Origin of the sequence: Kitasatospora sp. NPDC059146 (assembly GCF_042786665.1) — a bacterium.
Lineage (GTDB): Bacteria > Actinomycetota > Actinomycetes > Streptomycetales > Streptomycetaceae > Kitasatospora.
Map to the genome: position 1 here is coordinate 14,640 of NZ_JBHZCY010000103.1, position 18,910 is coordinate 33,549.

Here is an 18,910-nt window from a genome sequence, read left to right on the forward strand (position 1 = left end):
TGACCTCGCACCGGACCCCGACGCGCCGGGCCTCAACTCGCCAGCGGCAGCAGGCCGGTCGCGGTGGGGCGGCCCTCGAAGGCGTCCCGCCGGACCGGCACCCGCGGACCGTCGACCGGCTCGGTGAGCAGCCGGCACTCGGCCGCCGTCCGCCCGTCCTGGAGCAGTCGCACCAGGACGGGGGTGCGGCGGCCGTCCGGTGTCCGCTCGCGGACGGCCCGGACGAAGCACGGCCGGTCCAGCTCGATGTAGTGGTCGAAGGCGGTCACCAGCTCGACCGGCACCACCGGCTCGGGGTGGTGCAGCCGCTGGGCGGCCTGCCGGGCGGCCTCCAGCACCAGCATCCCGGGCACGTGGTCGAGCCCGTGGTCGAACAGCACCGGGTGCCCGGCGTCGGCGCGCAGCAGCCAGGTGTCCGGCCGCAGGGTCGGGCTGAGCACCACGTCCGCGGCCTGCGCCCGCCCGACCAGCTCGGGCGCGGCGGGCTCCGGCGGGCGCGGCGGGGTGGCGGCGCCGCGGCCGGGGCCGCGCAGCCGCCGGTACGAGGCGGGGGTGACCACCCGCAGCTGGCCGTCGCCGTGGCCGATCCGCCGGCCGTCCCGGGTGACCTCGGCGTGCACCCGCAGCGAGGCCAGCCGGCCGTGCCGCATCCGGACGTCCTGGCAGCCGACGGTGAGCATCAGCGAGGCCGGGTCGGCGGTGACCGCGAGACCGGGCAGGCCGGCCTCGCCGAGCGCGTAGCCGAGCTCCTCCATGACGAAGTGGTGGTCGCGCGGCACCCCGAAGCCGGCGTGGCCGATCAGCAGCCCGGCCTGCCGGACGGTCTCGGCCATCAGCACCGGGTCGTGGTAGCGGTCCCCGGGCAGCCGGTAGAAGCCGTGCAGCCGGGGCCACTGGGCGCCGAGCAGGAAGTCGTACGGGCCGGTGGCCTGCCAGCCGGTGAGGAACACCTCGGAGACCGAGGCGCGGTGCACCAGGTGCCGGGAGACGGTCCGGTCGTGGAAGTCGTAGCCGGTGCCGGAGTGGCCGGTGCCGGAGTGGGTGCCGTAGCCGGTGCCGGGGTGGGCGTACGGGCCGTGGGCGTCCGGCTCTACGATCAATGGCATGACTGGCCCCAGCTCCAGGGTGTCGGTCGAGCGCCCGCCACGGACGCCCCACAGCAAAACATACATACCACCCGGTTTGTCTTCTGCGGCCGGGGGTGGCCCGTCGCAAGACCCGGACCGACCACGCTACCTGGCCTCTGGTCTGCGGGAATGCCTGAACTGGGGACGGCAGACCTTGGGCGGGGGGTGGTCCCCGCTGGACGGCGGGGTCGACACAGGCGCTAGATTAGATACCAACCATGCGGTTTCGGCCAGTGCCCTCCGCATGCGAGGCGTCGCCTCCGACCGAGGGCGCGCCGACAGCGGCCGGGTGGGGCGGGGAACGCGTCCGGCGGAGTCCGGGGGGATCAGTGGTCAAGCAGGAACGCGCGGGGCGGACCAGGCGGGCCGTGCTGCTCGCCGCCGCGGACACCTTCGCGGGGGCCGGGTTCGAGGCCGCCAGCCTGGTCGACATCAGTCGCCGGGCCGGGGTGAGCAAGGGCGCCCTCTACTTCCACTTCGTCTCCAAGCAGGCCCTCGCCGACGGTGTGCGGGCCGCCGCCGGACGGGAGATCGGCGCGGCCGCGCTGCGCGCCCTGCGCACCGAGGACCGGGCCGTCCAGGCACTGATCGACTTCTCGCACGAGCTGGCCCGGTTGCTGCGCGAGGACGTGGTGGTCCGGGCCGGCGTCCGGCTCGGCCGCCAGGGCCTGCGGCCGGCCGACGGCTGCGCCGGACCGGGCACCGCCTGGCGCAGCCTCGCCGCCGTCGTCCAGCGGCTGCTGGAGCGCGCCGAACGGGCCGGGGAGCTGCGCCCCGGGGCGGACCGGCGGGCCTGCGCCGAACTGCTCACCGCGGTGGTGGCCGGCCAGGTGCTGCTGGCCGCCGAGGAGCCCGGCCGACCGGCTCCGGAGGCCGTCCGGCAGCTCTGGGCGGCCGCCCTGCCAGCCCTGGTGGGGCCGGACGACTGCGCGGGCTACCGGGTCTGACCGGGGCCGGTCGGGTCCGACCGGGGCGCGCTGGGCCGCCGGCCCCGGGCGGCGCCCAGTCGTGCGGTGCGGCGCTCAGCGGCGCTCAGCGGCGTTCGGCGACGCTCAGCCGGGCCAGGGCGTGCGGCTGGACGAGGCCCGGGAGCAGCAGCGTCCACAGGTCGGCCATCCGCTTGATCAGGTCCTGCCGGTCGGCCAGCACCTGGGAGCTCAGCTGGATCCCGGTCACCGCGCCGGTGATCACCCCGGAGGCCGCCACCAGGTCGACCCCCGGGTGGAGGTCCCCGGCCTCCCGGGCGCGCTCCAGCAGTGCGCCCACCAGGTCCATCCAGCCCTGGTAGGCGGCGATCTGCGGCTGGGTGAAGCTGCCGTGCTCGATCGTCAGCCGGATGCTGCCGCGCACCAGCGGGTCCTCCTGGAGCGCGCGGGCGAACGCGTACCCGAGGTCGATCAGGGTCTGCACCGGGCTGTCCGAGGAGGGCTCCCAGGTGGCGATCCAGGCGCCCTGGCCCTCGATCACGGCGAGCGCCAGCTCCTCCTTGGAGCGGAAGTGGAAGTACAGCGCGCCCTTGGTGACACCGGCCCGGTCCAGGATCTCGGCCATCGTGGCGGCGGCGTAGCCCCGCTCGTCGAACACCTCGGCCGCCGCGAGGAGTACCGCCTGGCGGGTTGCCAGCGCGCGGGCCTGCCTGGCCATCGCAGCCTCCCTGGAAAGTTCTGTACCTCGGCAGCGGCCGATCCTATGGGGGCCGACGGGGCGACGGGCGTGAACCGTCCGGTAGGTATCCTACCGAGCCGCTCCGCGCCCGGTCGGACGGGCACGAACGGCGCCGGGGGCCCCGGGTGCCCGCGCCGCGGCGGCCGGCGGAGCACGGCCGGACAGCCCGACGGCCGGTCACCCGATGGGGGTGACCGGCCGTCGAGGTCGGACTCTCGGGGCCCGGGGCCCGGAGGCGTCAGGCCGCCTGCTGCCAGCTCACCGGCGAGTAGTAGGCCGGGCGGCGCTCCAGGCGCTGCCAGTTGGCGATCGGCTCGACCTGGGCGGCGGCCGCGGCCTGCTGCGCGACGGCGGCGCGGGCCATCAGGACGGCGGTCAGGGCGGCGAGCTCCTCGTCGGAGAGGCTGCCGCGGACGATGCGGACGAGGGGTTCGGCGGAAGCGGTCATGTCCTTGGTTTCTCCCCCGGTTGCTGTGGTGTGTGGTGTGCTCGGTACGGCCTGCTGCTGCGAACCGTGCCGCTGCTACATCGGCGGGTTGCCGTGCTTGCGGCTGGGCAGGTCGGCGTGCTTGGTACGGAGCATCGCCAGGGCGGAGGCGATCACCTGGCGGGTCTCCGCCGGGTCGATGACGTCGTCCACGAGGCCGCGCTCGGCCGCGTAGTACGGGTGCATCAGCTCGCTCTTGTATTCCTTGATCTTCTCGGCGCGCATGGCGTCGGGGTCGTCGGCGCCGTTGATCTCGCGGCGGAAGATGACGTTGGCGGCGCCCTCGGCGCCCATCACCGCGATCTCGTTGGTCGGCCAGGCGTAGGACAGGTCCGCACCGATGGAGCGGGAGTCCATGACGATGTAGGCGCCGCCGTAGGCCTTGCGCAGGATCAGCGAGATGCGCGGCACGGTGGCGTTGCAGTAGGCGTACAGCAGCTTGGCGCCGTGCCGGATGATGCCGCCGTGCTCCTGGTCGACGCCGGGCAGGAAGCCGGGCACGTCCAGCAGGGTGACCAGCGGGATGTTGAAGGCGTCGCACATCTGGACGAAGCGCGCGGCCTTCTCGCTGGCGTTGATGTCGAGCACGCCGGCCAGCGACTGCGGCTGGTTGGCGATGATGCCGGTGACGTGGCCGTCGACCCGGGCCAGCACGCAGAGCACGTTGGTGGCCCAGCGCTCGTGGACCTCCAGGAACTCGCCGTGGTCGACGATCTCCTCGATCACCTTGCGCATGTCGTACGGGCGGTTGCCGTCGACGGGCACCAGGTCCAGCAGGCTGTCGTTGCGGCGCTCGACCGGGTCCTCGCTGACCACCGACGGCGGCATCTCGCGGTTGTTCTGCGGCAGCAGCGACAGGAGGAAGCGGACCTCCTCGATGCAGGACTGCTCGTCGTCGTAGACGAAGTGCGAGACGCCCGAGACGCCGGCGTGCACGTCGGCGCCGCCCAGGCCGTTCTGGCTGATCTTCTCGCCGGTCACGGCCTGGACCACGTCGGGGCCGGTGATGAACATCTGCGAGGTCTCGCGGACCATGAAGACGAAGTCGGTCAGCGCGGGGGAGTACGCGGCGCCGCCGGCGCACGGGCCGAGCATCACCGAGATCTGCGGGATGACGCCGGAGGCCTTGGTGTTGCGCTGGAAGATGCCGCCGTAACCGGCCAGGGCGGTGACGCCCTCCTGGATGCGGGCGCCGGCGCCGTCGTTCAGCGAGACCAGCGGGGCACCGGCCGCGATGGCCATGTCCATGATCTTGTGGATCTTCTGCGCGTGGGCCTCGCCCAGGGCGCCGCCGAAGATCCGGAAGTCGTGCGCGTAGGTGAACACGGTGCGCCCGTGCACGGTGCCCCAGCCGACGACCACGCCGTCGGTGTGCGGCTTCTTGGCCTCCAGGCCGAAGCCCTGGGCGCGGTGCCGGCGCAGCGGCTCGACCTCGCGGAAGGAGCCCTCGTCCAGCAGCAGGTCGATGCGCTCGCGGGCGGTCAGCTTGCCCTTCGCGTGCTGGGCCTCGGTGGCCTTGTCGCTCGGGCCGCGGCGCACCTGCGCGCGGAGCTCGTGGAGCTCGGCGACCCGCCCCTTGGCATCGGCCGGGACCTCGGGGACCTCGCCGCCGACCGGCGCCTCATGCACAACCGTCATCTCGAACCACTCCAAGGGTGAGGGAACTGTCCGACAGCCAGCGTCTGCTGTACCCCCAGCTGCGAATCAACTTCTTCACTTATGACTGTACGAGGGGCCGTGCGCTGGTTTCGGCGTCGATTCCGTACAAGGTCGAGTTCGTTTAGCTGTCAGGCCTGTACAGAAGCGGTCGTCCCGAGGGCTGTGCGCTCGGTGGCCGTTCGAATACCGGGGGTTGTCGGGCAGATGATGGTCCGATGATCTGAGCATGAAGGAAAACGCAGGTCAGGACCGTCCTCCAGCAGTGTGGGGCGGCCGTCCGGAGTACCGCTCGAGGACGGCTGGACCGTGGCGCCGGGAACGGGGCGATCAAGGCCGGACGCTTCCCGGTCGTAGGGAAGCGCCAAAAAGGCCGCAGCCCACCCGTGGGTGCCCGGGTGGGCTGTCCGGGGGAGCGGCGGACCCGCTCCGATCAGCTCTTTCGCCCGTCCTCGGGCTCCTCGCCGCCGCGCAGCTCCTGCTCCCGGCGGCGCAGATCGGCCTCCCACCGCCGGAGCATGTCCTCGTGGTCCTTGTCGTCCTTCTGCAAGGACCCGCCCTTCGAGGGGGCGTCCTTCTTCTCGGGGCCGTTCTCGGCGGACCCGTTCCTCGCGGACCCGTTCCCGAGGGAGGCCAGGAACTCCGGGTCGTCGTCCGGGGCCACCGGCCGGCCGCGGCGCGGGGCGGCGGAACCGCTCCGGCCGTCCGCGTCCGTCCGTCCCGGTCCTCCGTCCGGCGCGCCCGTGCGCAGGAAGCCGCGCCGCTTCCCGGCCACCAGCCAGGCGATCGGGCCGAGCGGCGGGAAGAGCAGCACGATGATCAGCCAGATCGGCTTCGGCAGGTGCCGGACCTCTCCCTCGGGCGTGACCAGGCAGTCGATGAACGCCCACACCCACAGCGCGAGCGGAAGGACGATGGTCAGAAGAATCCTCAGCACGGCTGTGATCTCCCCCGCGAGGGCCGGAGCGGCGGGCGCCTCCCGGGGCCCTTGACGCAAGCCAGGCTATCGGGTGGCGGATACTGACTGGCATGGCATACGACGATCTCCGCTCGTTTCTCCGAGCCCTCGACCGCGAGGGCGACCTCAAGCGCATCAAGGCGGAGGTGGACCCCCACCTGGAGATCGGCGAGATCGTCGACCGCGTGCAGAAGGCCAAGGGCCCGGCGCTGTTGTTCGAGAACGTCAAGGGCTCGTCGATGCCGATCGCGATGAACGTCTTCGGCACCGAGCGGCGCCTCGCCAAGTCGCTCGGCCTCAAGGGCCCGGAGGACATCTCCGAGAAGATCGCCGGCCTGCTCAAGCCCGAACTGCCGCAGGGCTTCACCGGGTTCCGGGACGCCTTCGGCAAGCTCGCCTCGATGGCCCACGTCCCGCCCCGGAACGTGAAGTCCGGCGATGCCCCGGTCCAGGAGGTCGTGCTCACCGGCGACGACGTCAACCTGGACGAGCTGCCCGCGCTGTTCACCTGGCCGCTGGACGGCGGCTCCTTCTTCAACCTGGGCCTGACCCACACCAAGGACCCGGACTCCGGGGTCCGCAACCTCGGCCTCTACCGGCTCCAGCGGCACGACCGCCGCACCATCGGGATGCACTGGCAGATCCACAAGGACAGCCGCAACCACTACGCCGTCGCGGCCAAGCGCGGCGAGCGCCTCCCGGTGGCGATCGCCTTCGGCTGCCCGCCGGCCGTCACCTACGCGGCCACCGCACCGCTGCCCGGCGACATCGACGAGTACCTGTTCGCCGGCTTCGTCGCGGGCGAGCGGGTCCGGATGGTCGACTGCAAGACCGTCCCGCTGCAGGTCCCGGCCGACGCCGAGGTGGTCCTGGAGGGCTGGCTGGAGCCCGGCGAGATGCTCCCCGAGGGCCCGTTCGGCGACCACACCGGCTTCTACACCCCGCAGGAGCCGTTCCCGGCGCTGACGATCGACTGCGTGACCATGCGCCGCCGGCCGATCCTGCAGTCCATCGTGGTCGGCCGCCCGCCGACCGAGGACGGCCCGCTGGGCAAGTTCACCGAGCGGTTCTTCCTGCCGCTGCTGAAGATCATCATCCCGGACATCGTCGACTACGACCTGCCCGAGGCCGGCGGCTTCCACAACTGCGTGATCGTCTCGATCGACAAGAAGTACCCCAAGCACGCCCAGAAGACGATGCACGCGATCTGGGGCGCCCACATGATGTCGCTCACCAAGCTGATCATCGTGGTGGACTCCGACTGCGACGTCCACGACTACCAGGAAGTGGCCTGGCGGGCCTTCGGGAACGTCGACTACAGCCGCGACCTCACCGTGGTCGAGGGCCCGGTCGACCACCTCGACCACGCCTCCTACCAGCAGTTCTGGGGCGGCAAGGCGGGCATCGACGCGACCCGCAAGCTCCCCGAGGAGGGCTACACCCGGGACGGCGGCTGGCCGGAGATGGTCTCCTCGGACCCGGCCACGGCCGCACTGGTGACCCGTCGTTGGAAGGAGTACGGGCTGTGAGCACCGCCGCCGTCGAGACCCCGGGGCGCACCAAGGCCTTCCTGCGCCTGGTGATGATCGAGCACTCGGTCTTCGCCCTGCCCTTCGCCTACATCGCCGCGCTGACCGCCATGTTCCTGGCGGACAAGCGGGTGCACTGGGGCGAACTGTTCGTCGTCACCGTCTGCATGGTCGGCCTGCGCACCTTCGCGATGGCCGCCAACCGGATCATCGACCGCGAGATCGACGCCCGGAACCCGCGCACCGCCGGGCGCGAACTCGTCACCGGCGCCGTCTCGTTGAGGACCGCGTACGCCGGCTCGGCGGTCGCCCTGGTGGTCTTCCTCGGCGCGGCGGCCCTGCTCAACCCGCTCTGCCTGGCCCTCGCGCCGGTGGCCGTGGTGCCGATGGTCGTCTACCCGTACGGCAAGCGGTTCACCAACTTCCCGCAGGCGATCCTCGGCCTGGCCCAGGCGATGGGCCCGGTCGGCGCCTGGCTCGCGGTGACCGGCACCTGGTCCTGGGAGGCCGTGGTCCTCGGGGCCGCGGTCGGCATCTGGATCGGCGGCTTCGACCTGATCTACGCCTGCCAGGACGTCGAGTCCGACCGGGAGCACGGCGTCGGCTCGCCGCCGGCCCGCTTCGGCGTCCCGGCCGCCATCCGCGGCGCCCGGGTCTGCCACGTCCTGACCACCCTGCTGCTCGGCTGGTTCGCGGTGCTCACCGACGCCGGCCCCGCGTTCTGGGTCGGCCTGGCCGTCGTCGCGGGCGCCTTCGTCTACGAGCACACCATCGTGAAGCCGAACGACCTGTCGAGGCTCAACCGGGCCTTCTTCCAGACGAACAGCTTCGTCGGCATCTCGCTGTTCTTCTTCGCCCTGGTCGACCTGGTCATCCGCGGCCTCGGCATCTGACCCCCGCGGGCCCGGCCCCGGCCGGCCCGGGATCCTCTCCTGGAATAGATGTACATCTGTTACATTCGTGCCATGAGTGAGTCTGTCGTGGAATCCATGGCCGATGTGCGCAGCCACCTGGCGGACGTCATCGACCGGGCCCGTAGGGACGGCACCCCGACGATCATCACCCGGCGGGGGAAGCAGGAAGCCGTGGTGATCGACATCGACGAGTACCGGCGCCTGAGCCGACTGGCCGAGGAGGCCGAGGACGCCTGGCTCAGCGGGCTCGCGAAGGAGGCCGAGGCCGAGGGGCGCGAAGGGTCCGTCTCCCTGGAGGAGATGGCCGCGATGCTGCGCGCCCAGCAAGGGTGACCCGATGGGCCACGTGACACGCTTCACCCCCCAGGGGCAGCGCGACATGCTCAAGGTGCCGCGCCCCGACGCCCTGCGGATCATGTACCGCCTCACCGAGTTCCAGCGGGCGCTCGACAGCGGCGGCACGGAGCCCTTCGACATCAAGCCGCTCCAGGGTCATCCGGGGCACTGGCGCCTCCGGGTCGGCGACTACCGGGTCGTCTACACGATCGAGGACGGGCTGCTGGTCGTGTGGGTGGTGGCCGTGGGCAACCGGCGCGAGGTCTACCGCCGGTACTGAGACGTCTCGGCGGCCTTCGTCTCGACGGCCGCCAGGAAGTCGGCGGGTGCGCCGCCGGTGACGTGTTCCGGGCTGGGCAGGTACTCCCAGCTCCAGCTCACTCGTTCACCGCCGAGAACGCGGCCCGGTAGATCGCCGCGACGTCGGTGGCGTTCCGACGGCACTCCTCGACGCTCTCCGCGTGGTTGGCGAGGTAGTTCGCCCGGTGGTAGGCCCGTGCCGTGGCCGGGACCCGCTCGATCTCCACGACGGCCGCCCAGTGCGCGACGAACGCGCGGAGCGGGCTGATGCTTCCTGAGTCGATGGCGGCGGCCATGGCCCGGGTCTGTCCCTCCACCATCTCCGGCAGCCGGGCGGAGGCCACCACGGCGAGGGCGGCCTTGAGAGCGGCGGGCGACTTCTCGGGCCTGGGGATGAGTTCGGCTCCGTCCGGGACCGGCTGGCTCACGGGGCTCTCCTCTCGTCCCGTCCGAGCCTACTCGCCGCCGGTTCGCGGTAGCGCTCCGCGGCTCAGTTGTGGAGGAAGGCCTCCATCGCGGTCGCCAGTGCCACCGGCGCCTCGTACATCGGGTAGTGCCCGGTGCCGCCGAGCTCCTCCAACTCGGCGTTGGGGTAGTGCTCCAGCCAGGTGCCGCGCATCACGTCGGCGGTCAGCGCGAGGTCGTGCTCGCCGACGATGACCTTGACCGGGACGGGGTTCCCGCTGATCCGGGGCTCCAGGTCGGCCGTGGTCCAGTCCTGGACGTAGCCGTCGAAGGCCTCGACGGTCGACAGCCGCAGCGACTGGTCGACCATCCGGTCCAGCCAGACCCGGCCCGCCCGCTGCCCGGTGACCAGGTCGAGGATCGCGTACCGCTTCTCGCGGTCCTCGGCGGCGCCGTAGAACAGCGCCTCGCCCGCCTCGTCCAGCGGGTACGCCCCGGCCGGAACCGGCGACAGGCCGACCAGCTTGCGCACCCGCAGCGGGGCCTCGGCCAGGACCTGCTGGGCCGCCTTGCCGCCCATCGAGTGGCCGACCAGCGAGAAGCGGTCCCAGCCGAGCTGGTCGGCGAGGGCGAGCGCGTCGGCGGCGATCTCGGCGAGGGTGTAGGCGCCGGTCACGTCCTTGCGCTCGCCGTAGCCGCGGTAGTCGAGGAAGGCGTAGCTGAACGCCCTGCCGTCGAGGTAGTCCAGGAAGGGGCCCCAGCCCGCGCTGGTGCCGAACCAGTCGTGCAGGACGAGGACGGGGTGGGCGCCCGTACCGGTCAGGCGATGAGGGATCGTCATGCCGGGGGTCGTTCCCCGGAAACCGCCCGCCCGAACGGCCGGTCCGGGGCGGGCCGTTCGGGCCCGGGCTCGAGCGGCCGGCCGGGCGGAGGCTCAGGCGGACGGCCGGCGGGCGAAGGCTGGGGCGTGTTCGGGGCGCGGCCCGATGGCGAGCAGCCGGGACAGGCCGATCCGGACGGCGGGCACCCGGCGGGCGACCGCGGCGAAGGCGGTCGGCGGCCCGGAGCGCCGGCCGGTGAGCACCGGGACGAACATGATGCCGTGCAGGACCCGCTGGAGGCGCTGCATGACCACGGTCGGCCACCAGCGGCGCCGCTGGACCCGGGCCAGCGCGGCGACGGTCGGCCGGCCGCGGCGCAGCGGTTCGGCGAGCAGGGCGGCGGCCGCGACGGCGTCCTGGATGGCGAGGTTGATGCCGACGCCGCCGGCCGGGGACATCGCGTGGGCGGCGTCGCCGATCAGCAGCAGCCCGTCGACGTACCAGCGGTCCAGCCGGTTGAGCTTGACGTCGAGCAGGTGGAGCTCGTCCGTCCCGGCCAACTGGTCGACCCGGTCGGCGAACTGCGGCATGAGCCGGGCGATCCGGGCGCGGAAGCGCTCGATGCCCTCGGCGCGCAGCTCGGGGTCGAAGCCCTTGGACTTGAAGTAGGCGATCTGGAAGTAGTCGTCGCGGGTGAAGCTGAGGGCCAGCTCGCGCTCGCCGAAGCCGGGGGTGAGGCTGGGCGGCGCGGCCTGCTCGTGGGCGTGCCGGGGGAGCCGGAACCACCAGACGTCGAAGGGCACCGGGTACTCCTCGGGCACCAGGCCGGCCTCCCGGCGCAGGGTGGAGTGCCGGCCGTCGGCGGCGACGGTGAGGTCGGCGCGCAGCTCGCCCTCCTCGCCGTCCCGGGTGCGGTAGCGGACGCCGACCACCCGGCCGTGCTCCCGGAGCAGTCCGGTGGCCTCGGTGTTCATCCGCAGGGTGAAGGTGGGTTCCCGCTTCGCCTCCTCGACCAGGAAGTTGAGCAGGTCCCACTGCGGCATCATGGCGATGTAGTTGTACGGCGCGGGCAGCCGGTCGAAGGCGCTCAGCGCGACGTCCCCGACGCCGGGCACCGGTACCACCAGGTTGCCGAGCCGGCTCTGCGGCAGGGCGGCGAACTTCCGGCCGAGGCCCAGTTCGTCCATCAGGCGCACGGTGGACGCGTGGACGGTGTCGCCGCGGAAGTCCCGCAGGAAGTCGGCGTGCTTCTCCAGCACGGTCACCTCGACGCCCGCTCGGGCCAGCATCAGGCCCAGCACCATTCCGGCCGGTCCGCCCCCGGAGATGACGACGCTCATGGCTCTCTCCCCTTCGATCCCTTGCCGTTCCTGGGTGGAACTTGCCTATAGAGCGTCTCTGGAACCGTCTCAGGTGTCAAGTAGTACGATGTCTCACATGAACGAACTGGTGGCGGCCGCCCTGGCGGCCGCGAAGGCACGGGGGCGGGACGTCGCGGACGTCCCGCTGACGGCGATCGCCTCGGCGGCCGGAATGTCGCGCAGCACCCTGCTGCGCCGCCTCGGCGGCTCCCGGGCCCCGCTGGACGAGGCCGTCCGGCAGGCCGGCGTCGACCCGGGCGGACGGCCGCCGGTGCGGGAACGGGCGATCGAGGCGGCGGGCCGGCTGGTCGCCGAACGCGGCCTCGCCGGAGTGACCCTGGACGCCGTGGCCGACCGGGCCGACTGCTCACTGCCCAGCCTGCACACCGTCTTCGAGGGGCGGGACGGCCTGTTCACCGCCGTCTTCCTCCAGTACGGCCCGCTGCCGGACCTGGAGACACTGGCCGCGGACCCGCCGGAGAGCCTGGAGGAGACCGTCCGGGCGATCCACCACACCTTCGCCGCGGCCTTCGACCGCGAGCCGAGGGTCGTCCCGGCGGTCTTCGCCGACCTCTTCGGCCGCCCGGACGGCCCCGCCGCCCGGATGATGGAGGCCCACCTGCCGCGGATGTTCGACGGCCTCTCCCGCCTGCTGCTGCCGTACGTCGAGGCGGGGCGGCTGCGCCCGCTGCCGCTCCCGGTGCTGGCCCAGCTGATGCTCGGCCCGCTGCTCAACCACGTCCTGATGAGACCGGTGCTGGAGCCCGCGTTCGGCGCCGGACTGCCGTCGCCGGACGAGGTGCTGGACCTGTTCGTCGAGGCCTACCTGCGGGCGGTCGCCCTGCCCGGGCCGGGCCACCGGAACCCCTGAACCGACCCCGAGGAGAACCGTGATCGGCACCCTGCAGTGCCTGGTGCTCGACTGCCCGAGCCGAGCCCGGGGCTGAGGGGCGGCCGGAACGGCCGAGCCCCGGCCCCCGGACGGTGCCGGGAGCCGGGGCTCGGGTGCTTCTCGGAGCGGGGTCAGGCGTTGCGACGGCGACGCGCGAAGAAGAGGGCGCCGATGCCGCTGGCGAGCAGGCCGGCGGCGGCCGCGGCGGACGCCAGCATGCCGTCCGAGCCGGTGTGGGCGAGCGAGCCGCCGGCCAGCTGGGTGTCGGTCGTGGTGCCGGTGTCGGTGCCGGTGCTGTCGGCCGTGGTGCCGGTGCCGGTGCCGGTGGTGAGACCGGCCTTGACGGCGGTGCCGTTGCCCTTGTCGGCGCCCTTGCCCGCGTACTCCGCCGGGGTGGCGGTCAGGTCGAGGGAGAAGCCCTGGGTGCTGGCCCACGCGTCCGCGTACGGGCTGCCGGCCGGCTGCTCGCCGAGGATGACCGCCGGGGTGACGGAGACCCGGCCGATCGGGGCGTCGGCGGTGAAGGCCAGGCGCACGTGCTTGGTGAAGGACGACTTGGCCGCGAGGTTCTTGTCCGCGGTGAGGTGGTACACCACCGGACCGCCGGACTGGGGGCTCGGCTTGCCGGTGATGTCCGTCCAGCTGCCGTCGGCCTGCTGCACCTGGAGCTTGGTGTACCGGTCGACGACCACGACGGGGGAGAGGTTGTCGTAGTCCGAGGCGCTCTGGTTGTCCACGGTGAAGTCGAACTCGATCGGGGCGCCGCCGATCTCGGCGGTGCTCGGCGCGTTCTTGACCGCCAGGCCGAGGCCCTTCATCTCGACGTTCTTGGTGCTCTCGGACACGACCGTGTTCGCGCCGTCCACGATCGCGGAGTAGAGCGTGACGTCCCCGTGCGCGTTGGGCCAGTCGTTGTTGACCGGGGCGGAGAGGCGCAGCTGGAGGGTCTTGGTGGTACCGGCGGCGACCGACACGCCCGGGATCTCACCGCTGAAGTTGAAGGTCCTCTCGCCCTGGCTGAAGTTCAGCGTGACGGGCTTCCAGGTGCCGTCGGCGGCGCGGTAGTCGACGGCGAAGCGGCCCGCGCTGCGGGCGGCCGGGTTGCTGACGTTCAGCTTGAGCGTGTACGTGGCGTCGTTGCCGCCCGGGTTGGTGACGGTCTCGGTGAACTCGACCGGCTTGCCGGAGTTCCCGATGGACGACGGCTCCTGCACCGACAGGCTCGGGCCGGCGGTGAGGTTGATCGCGACGAACTGCGGGCCGCAGACGACGGGCGCGAACGCCCCGCCTTCGCCGAGCATGGCCCACGGGTGGATGTAGGTGGTGCCGATCGGGGCGTCGGCGGTGAAGGAGAGGCGGACGTGCCGGGTGAAGGAGGCACCGGGGGCGAGGGTCTTGTCCGCGGTGAGGCGGTAGAGGACCCGGCCGAACTGGTCGGGGGCCGCGGTGACGGTCTCCCAGCTGCCGTCCGCGTTCTGCACCTGGAGCTTGCTGCGCTTGTCGGCCTCGATGACCTTGGCGACGTCGGTGTAGCGCGCGGCGCTGGGGTTGGTCACCGTGACGTCGAACTCGACCGGGGCGCCGCCGGCGACGGCGGTGGTCGGGGCGTCCTTGACCTGCACCGTGATGGCCTTGGCCGTCACGTCCTTGGTGCTCTCGGCGAGAACGGTGTGCCCGGACTCGTCGAGGACGGTGGAGTCGAGCTTGATGGGCAGGTCGTGGCTGCCCCAGTTGTTGTTGATCGGGAGGCCGAGACGCAGCTGGACCGTCTTGGTGGCGCCGCCGGCGACGGTCAGAGCGGTCGGGATCCCGCCGGCGAAGTGGCCGCCGGAGTTGGTGAAGGCCAGGTCGACCGGCTTCCAGGCGCCGTCCGCGTCGCGGTAGTCCATGGTGAGCTGGGTGCGGGAGGCGGCCGCCGGGTTGCTCGCGTCGAACCACAGCTTGTAGGAGGCGTCGGTGGCGCCGGGGTTGGTGACGGTCTCGGTGAACTCGACCGGCTCCCCGCCGTTGCCGAAGGACGCGGGCGCGTTGACCGTCAGCGACGGCTTGCCGGCCTCGGTCGAGGTCTTCGGGGCGGTCGGCTCGGCGGAGGCGGAGGCGGTGGCGGCCGGGGCGTCGGCGGCGTAGGCGGCCGGGGCGGCGACCACGGCGCCGGTGGCGAGCAGCACGCCCAGGGTGGCGGCGGTGACGACGGCGGAGCGGGAACGGCGTGCACGCACGACGGACATTCTGAATACCCCCCAGGGTGTTTCACCGGCAGCTTTGCGCTGCTGGTCGATCAGTTCGGTACGGGTCGGACCTGAGGTCCGGGGTCGGTGTCCCCGGTGTCGCCTGCGGTCCGCTCCGGCGGGTTTCCCCGCCGCTCACTCACATAGACGTGCAAGGGTCGCGGGGGTTGCAGGTGAGTTCGAAACTTTTCGGGGAATCTTCGAGACCGCTCTGACCTGCGGTTATATCGGCGCTGGTGTCGGCATCGTGGCACCGTGACCAGGACTCAGTCCAGCACCAGCCGGTCGCCGAGCCGCAGCCGCCCGGGGGCGGCGACCTCGGCGAGGGCGTCGAGCCGGCCGTCGTGGGCGTGCACGATCGCCTTGAGGATCTCCGGCGCGTGCGGCAGGCCGGGCTGCGGGGCGCCGCTCATCGCGCAGCGCTCGCTGGCGGAGACGAAGGCGAGCCGGGCGCTGTCCGGTGCCCCGCCGTGGGCCTGCCGGCCGAGCCAGGCGTCCTCGACGAAGGGCGGGGTGCCCGGCGGGGTGCGCAGCACGATGTTGGGGCGGAACCGGCGTTCGTCGACCACGGCGAAGGGGACGGCCTCGCGGACCCAGTCCAGGGTGGCGGTGCTGAGCACGCTGACGGGCAGTCGGTCGAAGTGCGGGACGGCGTCCTCGCGGGCGAGTTCGACGTCCTCGCGCTGGAGGTAGGCGCGCAGGAAGGCGGTCGGGTGGTCGACCGGGCGGCCGAGCGGGTCGAACAGTTCGGGGCCGTCGATCCGGCGGCCGAGGCGGGCGGAGAGCCGGAGCAGCCCGTCCATCCGGCGGAAGCGGCGGGTGTTCTTGCCCGAGCCGAGCTTCCCGGAGGCGTCGCGGACGGCGTAGAGGCGGTCCCCGGCCAGGCCGCGCACGTCCACGTCGACGGAGTCGAGCCGCTCGCCGCCGGTGGACTTCACGGGGTAGCGCCAGAGTCGCTCGACCACTCCGATGATCTCAGCCATGGCCGGAAAGCCTAGTGGCGCCATCGGAGTTGGTCTAGACCAAGTGCGGCCCGGGTCGGGGCCGGTCAGCCCAGTCGCGCCACCGCCCGCACCGGGGCCCCGTCCGCGGCCACCAGGCGCAGCGGGAACAGCGACACCTCCACCGGCCGGCCGGCCTCCTGCGCCGCCAGCAGCGCCCGCAGGTCGGTCAGGTTCTCCGCGATCACCCCGCCGCCGTCCGCGCCCAGCAGCACCCGGTGGGCGGCCAGCGTCGGCTCCTCCACCGGGTCGGGCCCGTCGTGCTCGTCGGTGAGGTCGGCGAGCAGTGCGGCGACCGCCGGGTCCTCCGGCCCCGGGTCGGGGGTGGGGTCCACGCTCAGCGCGTCCACCCCGACCGTCCGCACCCCGGCGGCCACGATCGCCTCGGCGGCGGCCGCGGTCAGGCTGGGGTGGGCCAGGTAGGCGTCGGTGCCCCAGTGCCGGGCCCAGCCGGTGGCCAGCAGCAGGACGGTGCCCTCGGCGCAGCGCGCCAGCGCGGGCGCCAGCAGGTCGGGGGTGACGGCCGTCCGGGGCTCCAGCCCGCGCAGGTCGGCGACCACGGCCGGGCCGGTGAACCGCTCCAGCGGCAGCCCGTCCAGGGTCGGCCAGGTGACGTCCACGTGGTACGGCGCGTCCACGTGCGTCCCGGACTGCGAGCCGAGGTGCAGGGCCAGCACGTTCACCCCCGCCGTGGCGGTGGTGAGCGCGGGCGCCAGCAGGACGGCCGGGTCGCCGGGGTAGACCGGCATCGCGGTGGTCACCTGATGGGTGAGGTCGACGAGGGTCGCTGCCATGCGCCCATCCTCCCAGGGGGCGGGCCCGCGCGGGCCCGGTCCGCGGTGCCCGGGGCGGAGCCGCAGGTGGGGGCGGGACAGAATTGCCTCCATGGGAACTGCGAAGCGTCAGCCGTGGGTGGTCGGGGTCTCGGGAGCGTCGGGGACGCCGTACGCGGCCTCGGTGATCCGGGCGCTGCTCGCCGCCGGCGAGGCGGTGGACCTGATCGTCAGCCGGGCCGCCCGGCTCACCATCCTGGACGAGACCGGCATCTCCTTCCGGGACGCCCACTGGCGCGCCGACCTCGCCCGCTGGCTGGGCACGGACGAGGGCCTGGACGACGTCCGCTACTGGCCGGCCGGGGACTTCGCGGCCGGCCCGTCCAGCGGCTCGTACCCGGCCAAGGGGATGCTGGTGGTCCCCGCGACCACCGGCGCGGTGGCCGGGATCGCGCTCGGCCTGAGCAAGGACCTGCTCCAGCGGGTGGCCAGCGTCACCCTCAAGGAGCGCCGTCCGCTCGTCGTCTGCGTGCGCGAGGCACCACTCAACGGGGTGACGTTGAAGCACCTGGTGGAACTCGACGCGCAGGGCGCCGTCGTGCTCCCCGCCTCGCCCGGTTTCTACGCCGGCGGCTCCACCGTGCGCGAACTGGTGGATTTCGTGGCCGGCCGGGTGCTGGACGCCGTCGGCGTGCCGCACTCCCTGTACCTGCGCTGGGAGGGCGAGTTGGGCGCGGCCGCCCGCAAACCGGGCGACGGGGAGGCCGCTCGGGCTGAGGGGGAGTAAGGAGAGCGAGGGCGGGAGAGTATCTTCTCTGCGATATCCGGGTCGTTCAGCGCACGGCGCCTTTGAATCCGGATAATGATCTGTGGGTCTGGTGAGGTTCGGAAGGACGCGGACGGTATATGGACACGGTGGACAGACAGCTCATCCAGGCGCTCCGGGAGAACGGCCGTGCGTCCTACGCCGAGCTGGGCCGACTGGTCGGACTCTCCGGCCCGAGCGTCACGGACCGCATCAACCGCCTGGAGCAGGCCGGTGTGATCACCGGCTACCGGGCGACGGTCAACCCGGCCTCGCTCGGCTTCGGCGTCACGGCCCTGATCGGTCTCCAGTTGACCGACGCCGCCGACCACGAGGACGTCGCGTTCCGGCTGAAGGACCTCAACGAGGTCGAGGACTGCTGGTTCATCGCGGGTGACGACTCCTACATGCTCAAGGTCCGGGTGGCCGACGTGGCCGGCCTGGAGTCGGTGGTCAAGCGGATCTCGGGCACGAAGGGCGTGGCCCGCACCCGCACCACCGTCGTACTCTCCACGAAGTGGGAGAACCGGGTGAGCGAGCTCCCCCCCGAAGGAGAGTGACGGCATGGCACTGGTCGGTCTGGAGGAGCTGCACGCCGCCCGGGAGCGGATCGCCGGGGTCGCCGTGCGCACCCCGCTGGTCCCCGCCCCCTGGGCGTCCGAGGACGGGCGGCGGCTCTGGCTCAAGCCCGAGAACCTCCAGCCGACCGGGGCCTTCAAGACCCGCGGCGCCTACAACCGGCTGGCCGCGCTCACCCCGGACGAGCGCGCCCGCGGCGTGGTCGCCCAGTCCAGCGGCAACCACGCGCAGGCGGTGGCCTACGCGGCGCAGCTGCTCGGCCTCAAGGCCGTGATCGTGATGCCGGACACCTCGCCCGCCGTGAAGGTCGAGGCCACCCGCGCGTTCGGCGCCGAGGTGATCCTCGTCCCGCCGGGGGAGCGGGACACCCTGCCCGGCGAGCTGGCCGAGCGGTTCGGCTTCGTCTGGGTGCCGCCGTACGACGACCCGTTCATCATCGCGGGCCAGGGCACGGTGGGCCTGGAGATCGCCGAGGACGCCCCGACCGGGCTGGACACCGTGCTGGTGCCGGTCAGCGGCGGCGGCCTGATCAGCGGGACGGCCGCCGCGCTCAAGCTCACCCGCCCGGGCGTCCGGGTGATCGGGGTGGAGCCGGAGCTGGCCGCCGACGCCCAGGAGAGCCTGCGCTCCGGGCGCCGGGTGGAGTGGCCGGTCGCCGACACCTACCGGACGCTCGCGGACGGGCTGCGCACCCCCTCGGTGGGCGTGCTGCCGTACGAGCACCTCACCGCCTACGTCGACGACATCGTCACCGTCACGGAGGACGAGATCCGCGCCACCGTCGCCCTGCTGGCCCGCCGCGGCCGGCTGGTCGCCGAGCCCTCCGGCGCGGTCGCCCCGGCCGCCTACTTCCACCGCGCCGCCGAGACCGGGGGCCGGACGGTGGCCGCCGTGGTCAGCGGCGGCAACATCGACCCGGGTCTGCTCGCCGAGCTGCTCAGCGCCTAGGGCCCGTCTTCAAACTCCCGTCGTCCACCCGGAGGGCGGGCGGGGCGGCGTTGGGGTGCGTGCATCGCAAGGCGGAGGAGGGAGCCACTGCGGAGCATTGGCGACCGACGACAACGCGGCGAGGT

At 72.9% G+C, this 18,910-nt stretch carries 20 protein-coding genes; 9 read left to right on the forward strand and 11 right to left on the reverse strand.

Going from position 1 to position 18,910, the window contains the following annotated elements; genetic code table 11:
* Nucleotides 1–32 precede the first annotated feature (32 nt).
* On the reverse strand, nt 33–1,106 hold the full coding sequence (locus tag ACFXPX_RS32435; protein ID WP_380644272.1) for a ScbA/BarX family gamma-butyrolactone biosynthesis protein: 1,074 nt from the start codon (nt 1,104–1,106) through the stop codon (nt 33–35).
* A gap of 350 nt (nt 1,107–1,456) precedes the next feature.
* On the opposite strand from ACFXPX_RS32435, the gene ACFXPX_RS32440 reads away from it, so the two are divergent.
* Complete coding sequence (locus tag ACFXPX_RS32440) at nt 1,457–2,074, forward strand: ScbR family autoregulator-binding transcription factor (protein ID WP_375881822.1); 618 nt, start codon at nt 1,457–1,459, stop codon at nt 2,072–2,074.
* A gap of 85 nt (nt 2,075–2,159) precedes the next feature.
* On the opposite strand, the gene ACFXPX_RS32445 is transcribed toward ACFXPX_RS32440, so the two are convergent.
* The 4 genes from ACFXPX_RS32445 to ACFXPX_RS32460 all read right to left on the reverse strand — a co-directional run bounded on the left by ACFXPX_RS32445 (nt 2,160) and on the right by ACFXPX_RS32460 (nt 5,872).
* Nucleotides 2,160–2,771, reverse strand: coding sequence for a ScbR family autoregulator-binding transcription factor (locus ACFXPX_RS32445; protein ID WP_375881825.1), 612 nt, complete (start codon nt 2,769–2,771; stop codon nt 2,160–2,162).
* Nucleotides 2,772–3,030: 259 nt separating this feature from the next.
* Nucleotides 3,031–3,240, reverse strand: coding sequence for an acyl-CoA carboxylase subunit epsilon (locus ACFXPX_RS32450; protein ID WP_375881827.1), 210 nt, complete (start codon nt 3,238–3,240; stop codon nt 3,031–3,033).
* A gap of 75 nt (nt 3,241–3,315) precedes the next feature.
* On the reverse strand, nt 3,316–4,917 hold the full coding sequence (locus ACFXPX_RS32455) for an acyl-CoA carboxylase subunit beta (RefSeq protein ID WP_375881829.1): 1,602 nt from the start codon (nt 4,915–4,917) through the stop codon (nt 3,316–3,318).
* 451 nt (nt 4,918–5,368) lie between these two features.
* A complete protein-coding gene (locus ACFXPX_RS32460) occupies nt 5,369–5,872 on the reverse strand; it encodes a PLD nuclease N-terminal domain-containing protein (protein ID WP_380522877.1) in 504 nt (167 codons plus the stop codon).
* A 92-nt stretch (nt 5,873–5,964) separates the two neighbouring features.
* Between ACFXPX_RS32460 and ACFXPX_RS32465 the strand changes: the two genes are divergently transcribed.
* The 4 genes from ACFXPX_RS32465 to ACFXPX_RS32480 all read left to right on the forward strand — a co-directional run bounded on the left by ACFXPX_RS32465 (nt 5,965) and on the right by ACFXPX_RS32480 (nt 8,952).
* On the forward strand, nt 5,965–7,422 hold the full coding sequence (locus ACFXPX_RS32465) for a menaquinone biosynthesis decarboxylase (RefSeq protein ID WP_375881834.1): 1,458 nt from the start codon (nt 5,965–5,967) through the stop codon (nt 7,420–7,422).
* Nucleotides 7,419–8,315 (forward strand): menaquinone biosynthesis prenyltransferase MqnP, encoded by an 897-nt coding sequence (gene mqnP / locus ACFXPX_RS32470; RefSeq protein WP_375881836.1) that lies wholly within the window; start codon nt 7,419–7,421, stop codon nt 8,313–8,315. The genes ACFXPX_RS32465 and mqnP overlap by 4 nt, the downstream gene beginning before the upstream one ends.
* 72 nt (nt 8,316–8,387) lie before the next feature.
* Nucleotides 8,388–8,669 carry a type II toxin-antitoxin system Phd/YefM family antitoxin gene (locus ACFXPX_RS32475; RefSeq protein WP_375881838.1) on the forward strand — a complete coding sequence of 94 codons (282 nt, stop codon included), beginning with the start codon at nt 8,388–8,390 and terminating at the stop codon, nt 8,667–8,669.
* A 4-nt stretch (nt 8,670–8,673) separates the two neighbouring features.
* On the forward strand, nt 8,674–8,952 hold the full coding sequence (locus ACFXPX_RS32480) for a type II toxin-antitoxin system RelE/ParE family toxin (protein ID WP_380586196.1): 279 nt from the start codon (nt 8,674–8,676) through the stop codon (nt 8,950–8,952).
* Nucleotides 8,953–9,049: 97 nt separating this feature from the next.
* On the opposite strand, the gene ACFXPX_RS32485 is transcribed toward ACFXPX_RS32480, so the two are convergent.
* The 3 genes from ACFXPX_RS32485 to ACFXPX_RS32495 form a co-directional block, all read right to left on the reverse strand.
* Nucleotides 9,050–9,400 carry a hypothetical protein gene (locus tag ACFXPX_RS32485; protein ID WP_375881844.1) on the reverse strand — a complete coding sequence of 117 codons (351 nt, stop codon included), beginning with the start codon at nt 9,398–9,400 and terminating at the stop codon, nt 9,050–9,052.
* 62 nt (nt 9,401–9,462) lie between these two features.
* Nucleotides 9,463–10,218 (reverse strand): alpha/beta fold hydrolase, encoded by a 756-nt coding sequence (locus tag ACFXPX_RS32490; protein ID WP_380522874.1) that lies wholly within the window; start codon nt 10,216–10,218, stop codon nt 9,463–9,465.
* Between the two features lie 93 nt (nt 10,219–10,311).
* Nucleotides 10,312–11,538, reverse strand: coding sequence for an FAD-dependent oxidoreductase (locus tag ACFXPX_RS32495; RefSeq protein WP_380586193.1), 1,227 nt, complete (start codon nt 11,536–11,538; stop codon nt 10,312–10,314).
* A gap of 97 nt (nt 11,539–11,635) precedes the next feature.
* On the opposite strand from ACFXPX_RS32495, the gene ACFXPX_RS32500 reads away from it, so the two are divergent.
* Complete coding sequence (locus ACFXPX_RS32500; RefSeq protein ID WP_380586190.1) at nt 11,636–12,430, forward strand: TetR/AcrR family transcriptional regulator; 795 nt, start codon at nt 11,636–11,638, stop codon at nt 12,428–12,430.
* 152 nt (nt 12,431–12,582) lie between these two features.
* Here ACFXPX_RS32500 and ACFXPX_RS32505 read toward each other — a convergent pair whose 3' ends face one another.
* From ACFXPX_RS32505 to ACFXPX_RS32515, 3 genes are all read right to left on the reverse strand, one after another.
* Nucleotides 12,583–14,670 (reverse strand): LPXTG cell wall anchor domain-containing protein, encoded by a 2,088-nt coding sequence (locus ACFXPX_RS32505; RefSeq protein WP_380644273.1) that lies wholly within the window; start codon nt 14,668–14,670, stop codon nt 12,583–12,585.
* A gap of 275 nt (nt 14,671–14,945) precedes the next feature.
* Entirely contained in the window at nt 14,946–15,662 is a 717-nt protein-coding gene (locus ACFXPX_RS32510; protein ID WP_375881856.1) for an MOSC domain-containing protein, read from the reverse strand.
* Between the two features lie 65 nt (nt 15,663–15,727).
* Nucleotides 15,728–16,474 carry a cyclase family protein gene (locus tag ACFXPX_RS32515; RefSeq protein WP_380399047.1) on the reverse strand — a complete coding sequence of 249 codons (747 nt, stop codon included), beginning with the start codon at nt 16,472–16,474 and terminating at the stop codon, nt 15,728–15,730.
* 91 nt (nt 16,475–16,565) lie between these two features.
* On the opposite strand from ACFXPX_RS32515, the gene ACFXPX_RS32520 reads away from it, so the two are divergent.
* The 3 genes from ACFXPX_RS32520 (at nt 16,566) to ACFXPX_RS32530 (ending at nt 18,785) form a co-directional block, all read left to right on the forward strand.
* Nucleotides 16,566–17,240, forward strand: coding sequence for a UbiX family flavin prenyltransferase (locus tag ACFXPX_RS32520; RefSeq protein ID WP_375881861.1), 675 nt, complete (start codon nt 16,566–16,568; stop codon nt 17,238–17,240).
* 119 nt (nt 17,241–17,359) lie between these two features.
* Nucleotides 17,360–17,818, forward strand: coding sequence for an Lrp/AsnC family transcriptional regulator (locus tag ACFXPX_RS32525; RefSeq protein WP_030232219.1), 459 nt, complete (start codon nt 17,360–17,362; stop codon nt 17,816–17,818).
* 4 nt (nt 17,819–17,822) lie between these two features.
* Nucleotides 17,823–18,785 (forward strand): threonine/serine dehydratase, encoded by a 963-nt coding sequence (locus ACFXPX_RS32530; protein ID WP_375881863.1) that lies wholly within the window; start codon nt 17,823–17,825, stop codon nt 18,783–18,785.
* The last annotated feature ends 125 nt before the right edge of the window (nt 18,786–18,910 follow it).

Bases quoted from the DNA above. Each gene is read 5' to 3' on its own strand.
- ACFXPX_RS32480 (WP_380586196.1), top strand. From the start codon at position 8,674: ATGGGCCACGTGACACGCTTCACCCCCCAGGGGCAGCGCGACATGCTC.
- ACFXPX_RS32495 (WP_380586193.1), bottom strand. From the start codon at position 11,538: ATGAGCGTCGTCATCTCCGGGGGCGGACCGGCCGGAATGGTGCTGGGC.
- ACFXPX_RS32475 (WP_375881838.1), top strand. From the start codon at position 8,388: ATGAGTGAGTCTGTCGTGGAATCCATGGCCGATGTGCGCAGCCACCTG.
- ACFXPX_RS32520 (WP_375881861.1), top strand. From the start codon at position 16,566: ATGGGAACTGCGAAGCGTCAGCCGTGGGTGGTCGGGGTCTCGGGAGCG.
- ACFXPX_RS32455 (WP_375881829.1), bottom strand. From the start codon at position 4,917: ATGACGGTTGTGCATGAGGCGCCGGTCGGCGGCGAGGTCCCCGAGGTC.
- ACFXPX_RS32490 (WP_380522874.1), bottom strand. From the start codon at position 10,218: ATGACGATCCCTCATCGCCTGACCGGTACGGGCGCCCACCCCGTCCTC.
- ACFXPX_RS32525 (WP_030232219.1), top strand. From the start codon at position 17,360: ATGGACACGGTGGACAGACAGCTCATCCAGGCGCTCCGGGAGAACGGC.
- ACFXPX_RS32510 (WP_375881856.1), bottom strand. From the start codon at position 15,662: ATGGCTGAGATCATCGGAGTGGTCGAGCGACTCTGGCGCTACCCCGTG.
- ACFXPX_RS32515 (WP_380399047.1), bottom strand. From the start codon at position 16,474: ATGGCAGCGACCCTCGTCGACCTCACCCATCAGGTGACCACCGCGATG.
- ACFXPX_RS32435 (WP_380644272.1), bottom strand. From the start codon at position 1,106: ATGCCATTGATCGTAGAGCCGGACGCCCACGGCCCGTACGCCCACCCC.
- ACFXPX_RS32445 (WP_375881825.1), bottom strand. From the start codon at position 2,771: ATGGCCAGGCAGGCCCGCGCGCTGGCAACCCGCCAGGCGGTACTCCTC.
- ACFXPX_RS32530 (WP_375881863.1), top strand. From the start codon at position 17,823: ATGGCACTGGTCGGTCTGGAGGAGCTGCACGCCGCCCGGGAGCGGATC.
- ACFXPX_RS32450 (WP_375881827.1), bottom strand. From the start codon at position 3,240: ATGACCGCTTCCGCCGAACCCCTCGTCCGCATCGTCCGCGGCAGCCTC.
- ACFXPX_RS32465 (WP_375881834.1), top strand. From the start codon at position 5,965: ATGGCATACGACGATCTCCGCTCGTTTCTCCGAGCCCTCGACCGCGAG.
- ACFXPX_RS32500 (WP_380586190.1), top strand. From the start codon at position 11,636: ATGAACGAACTGGTGGCGGCCGCCCTGGCGGCCGCGAAGGCACGGGGG.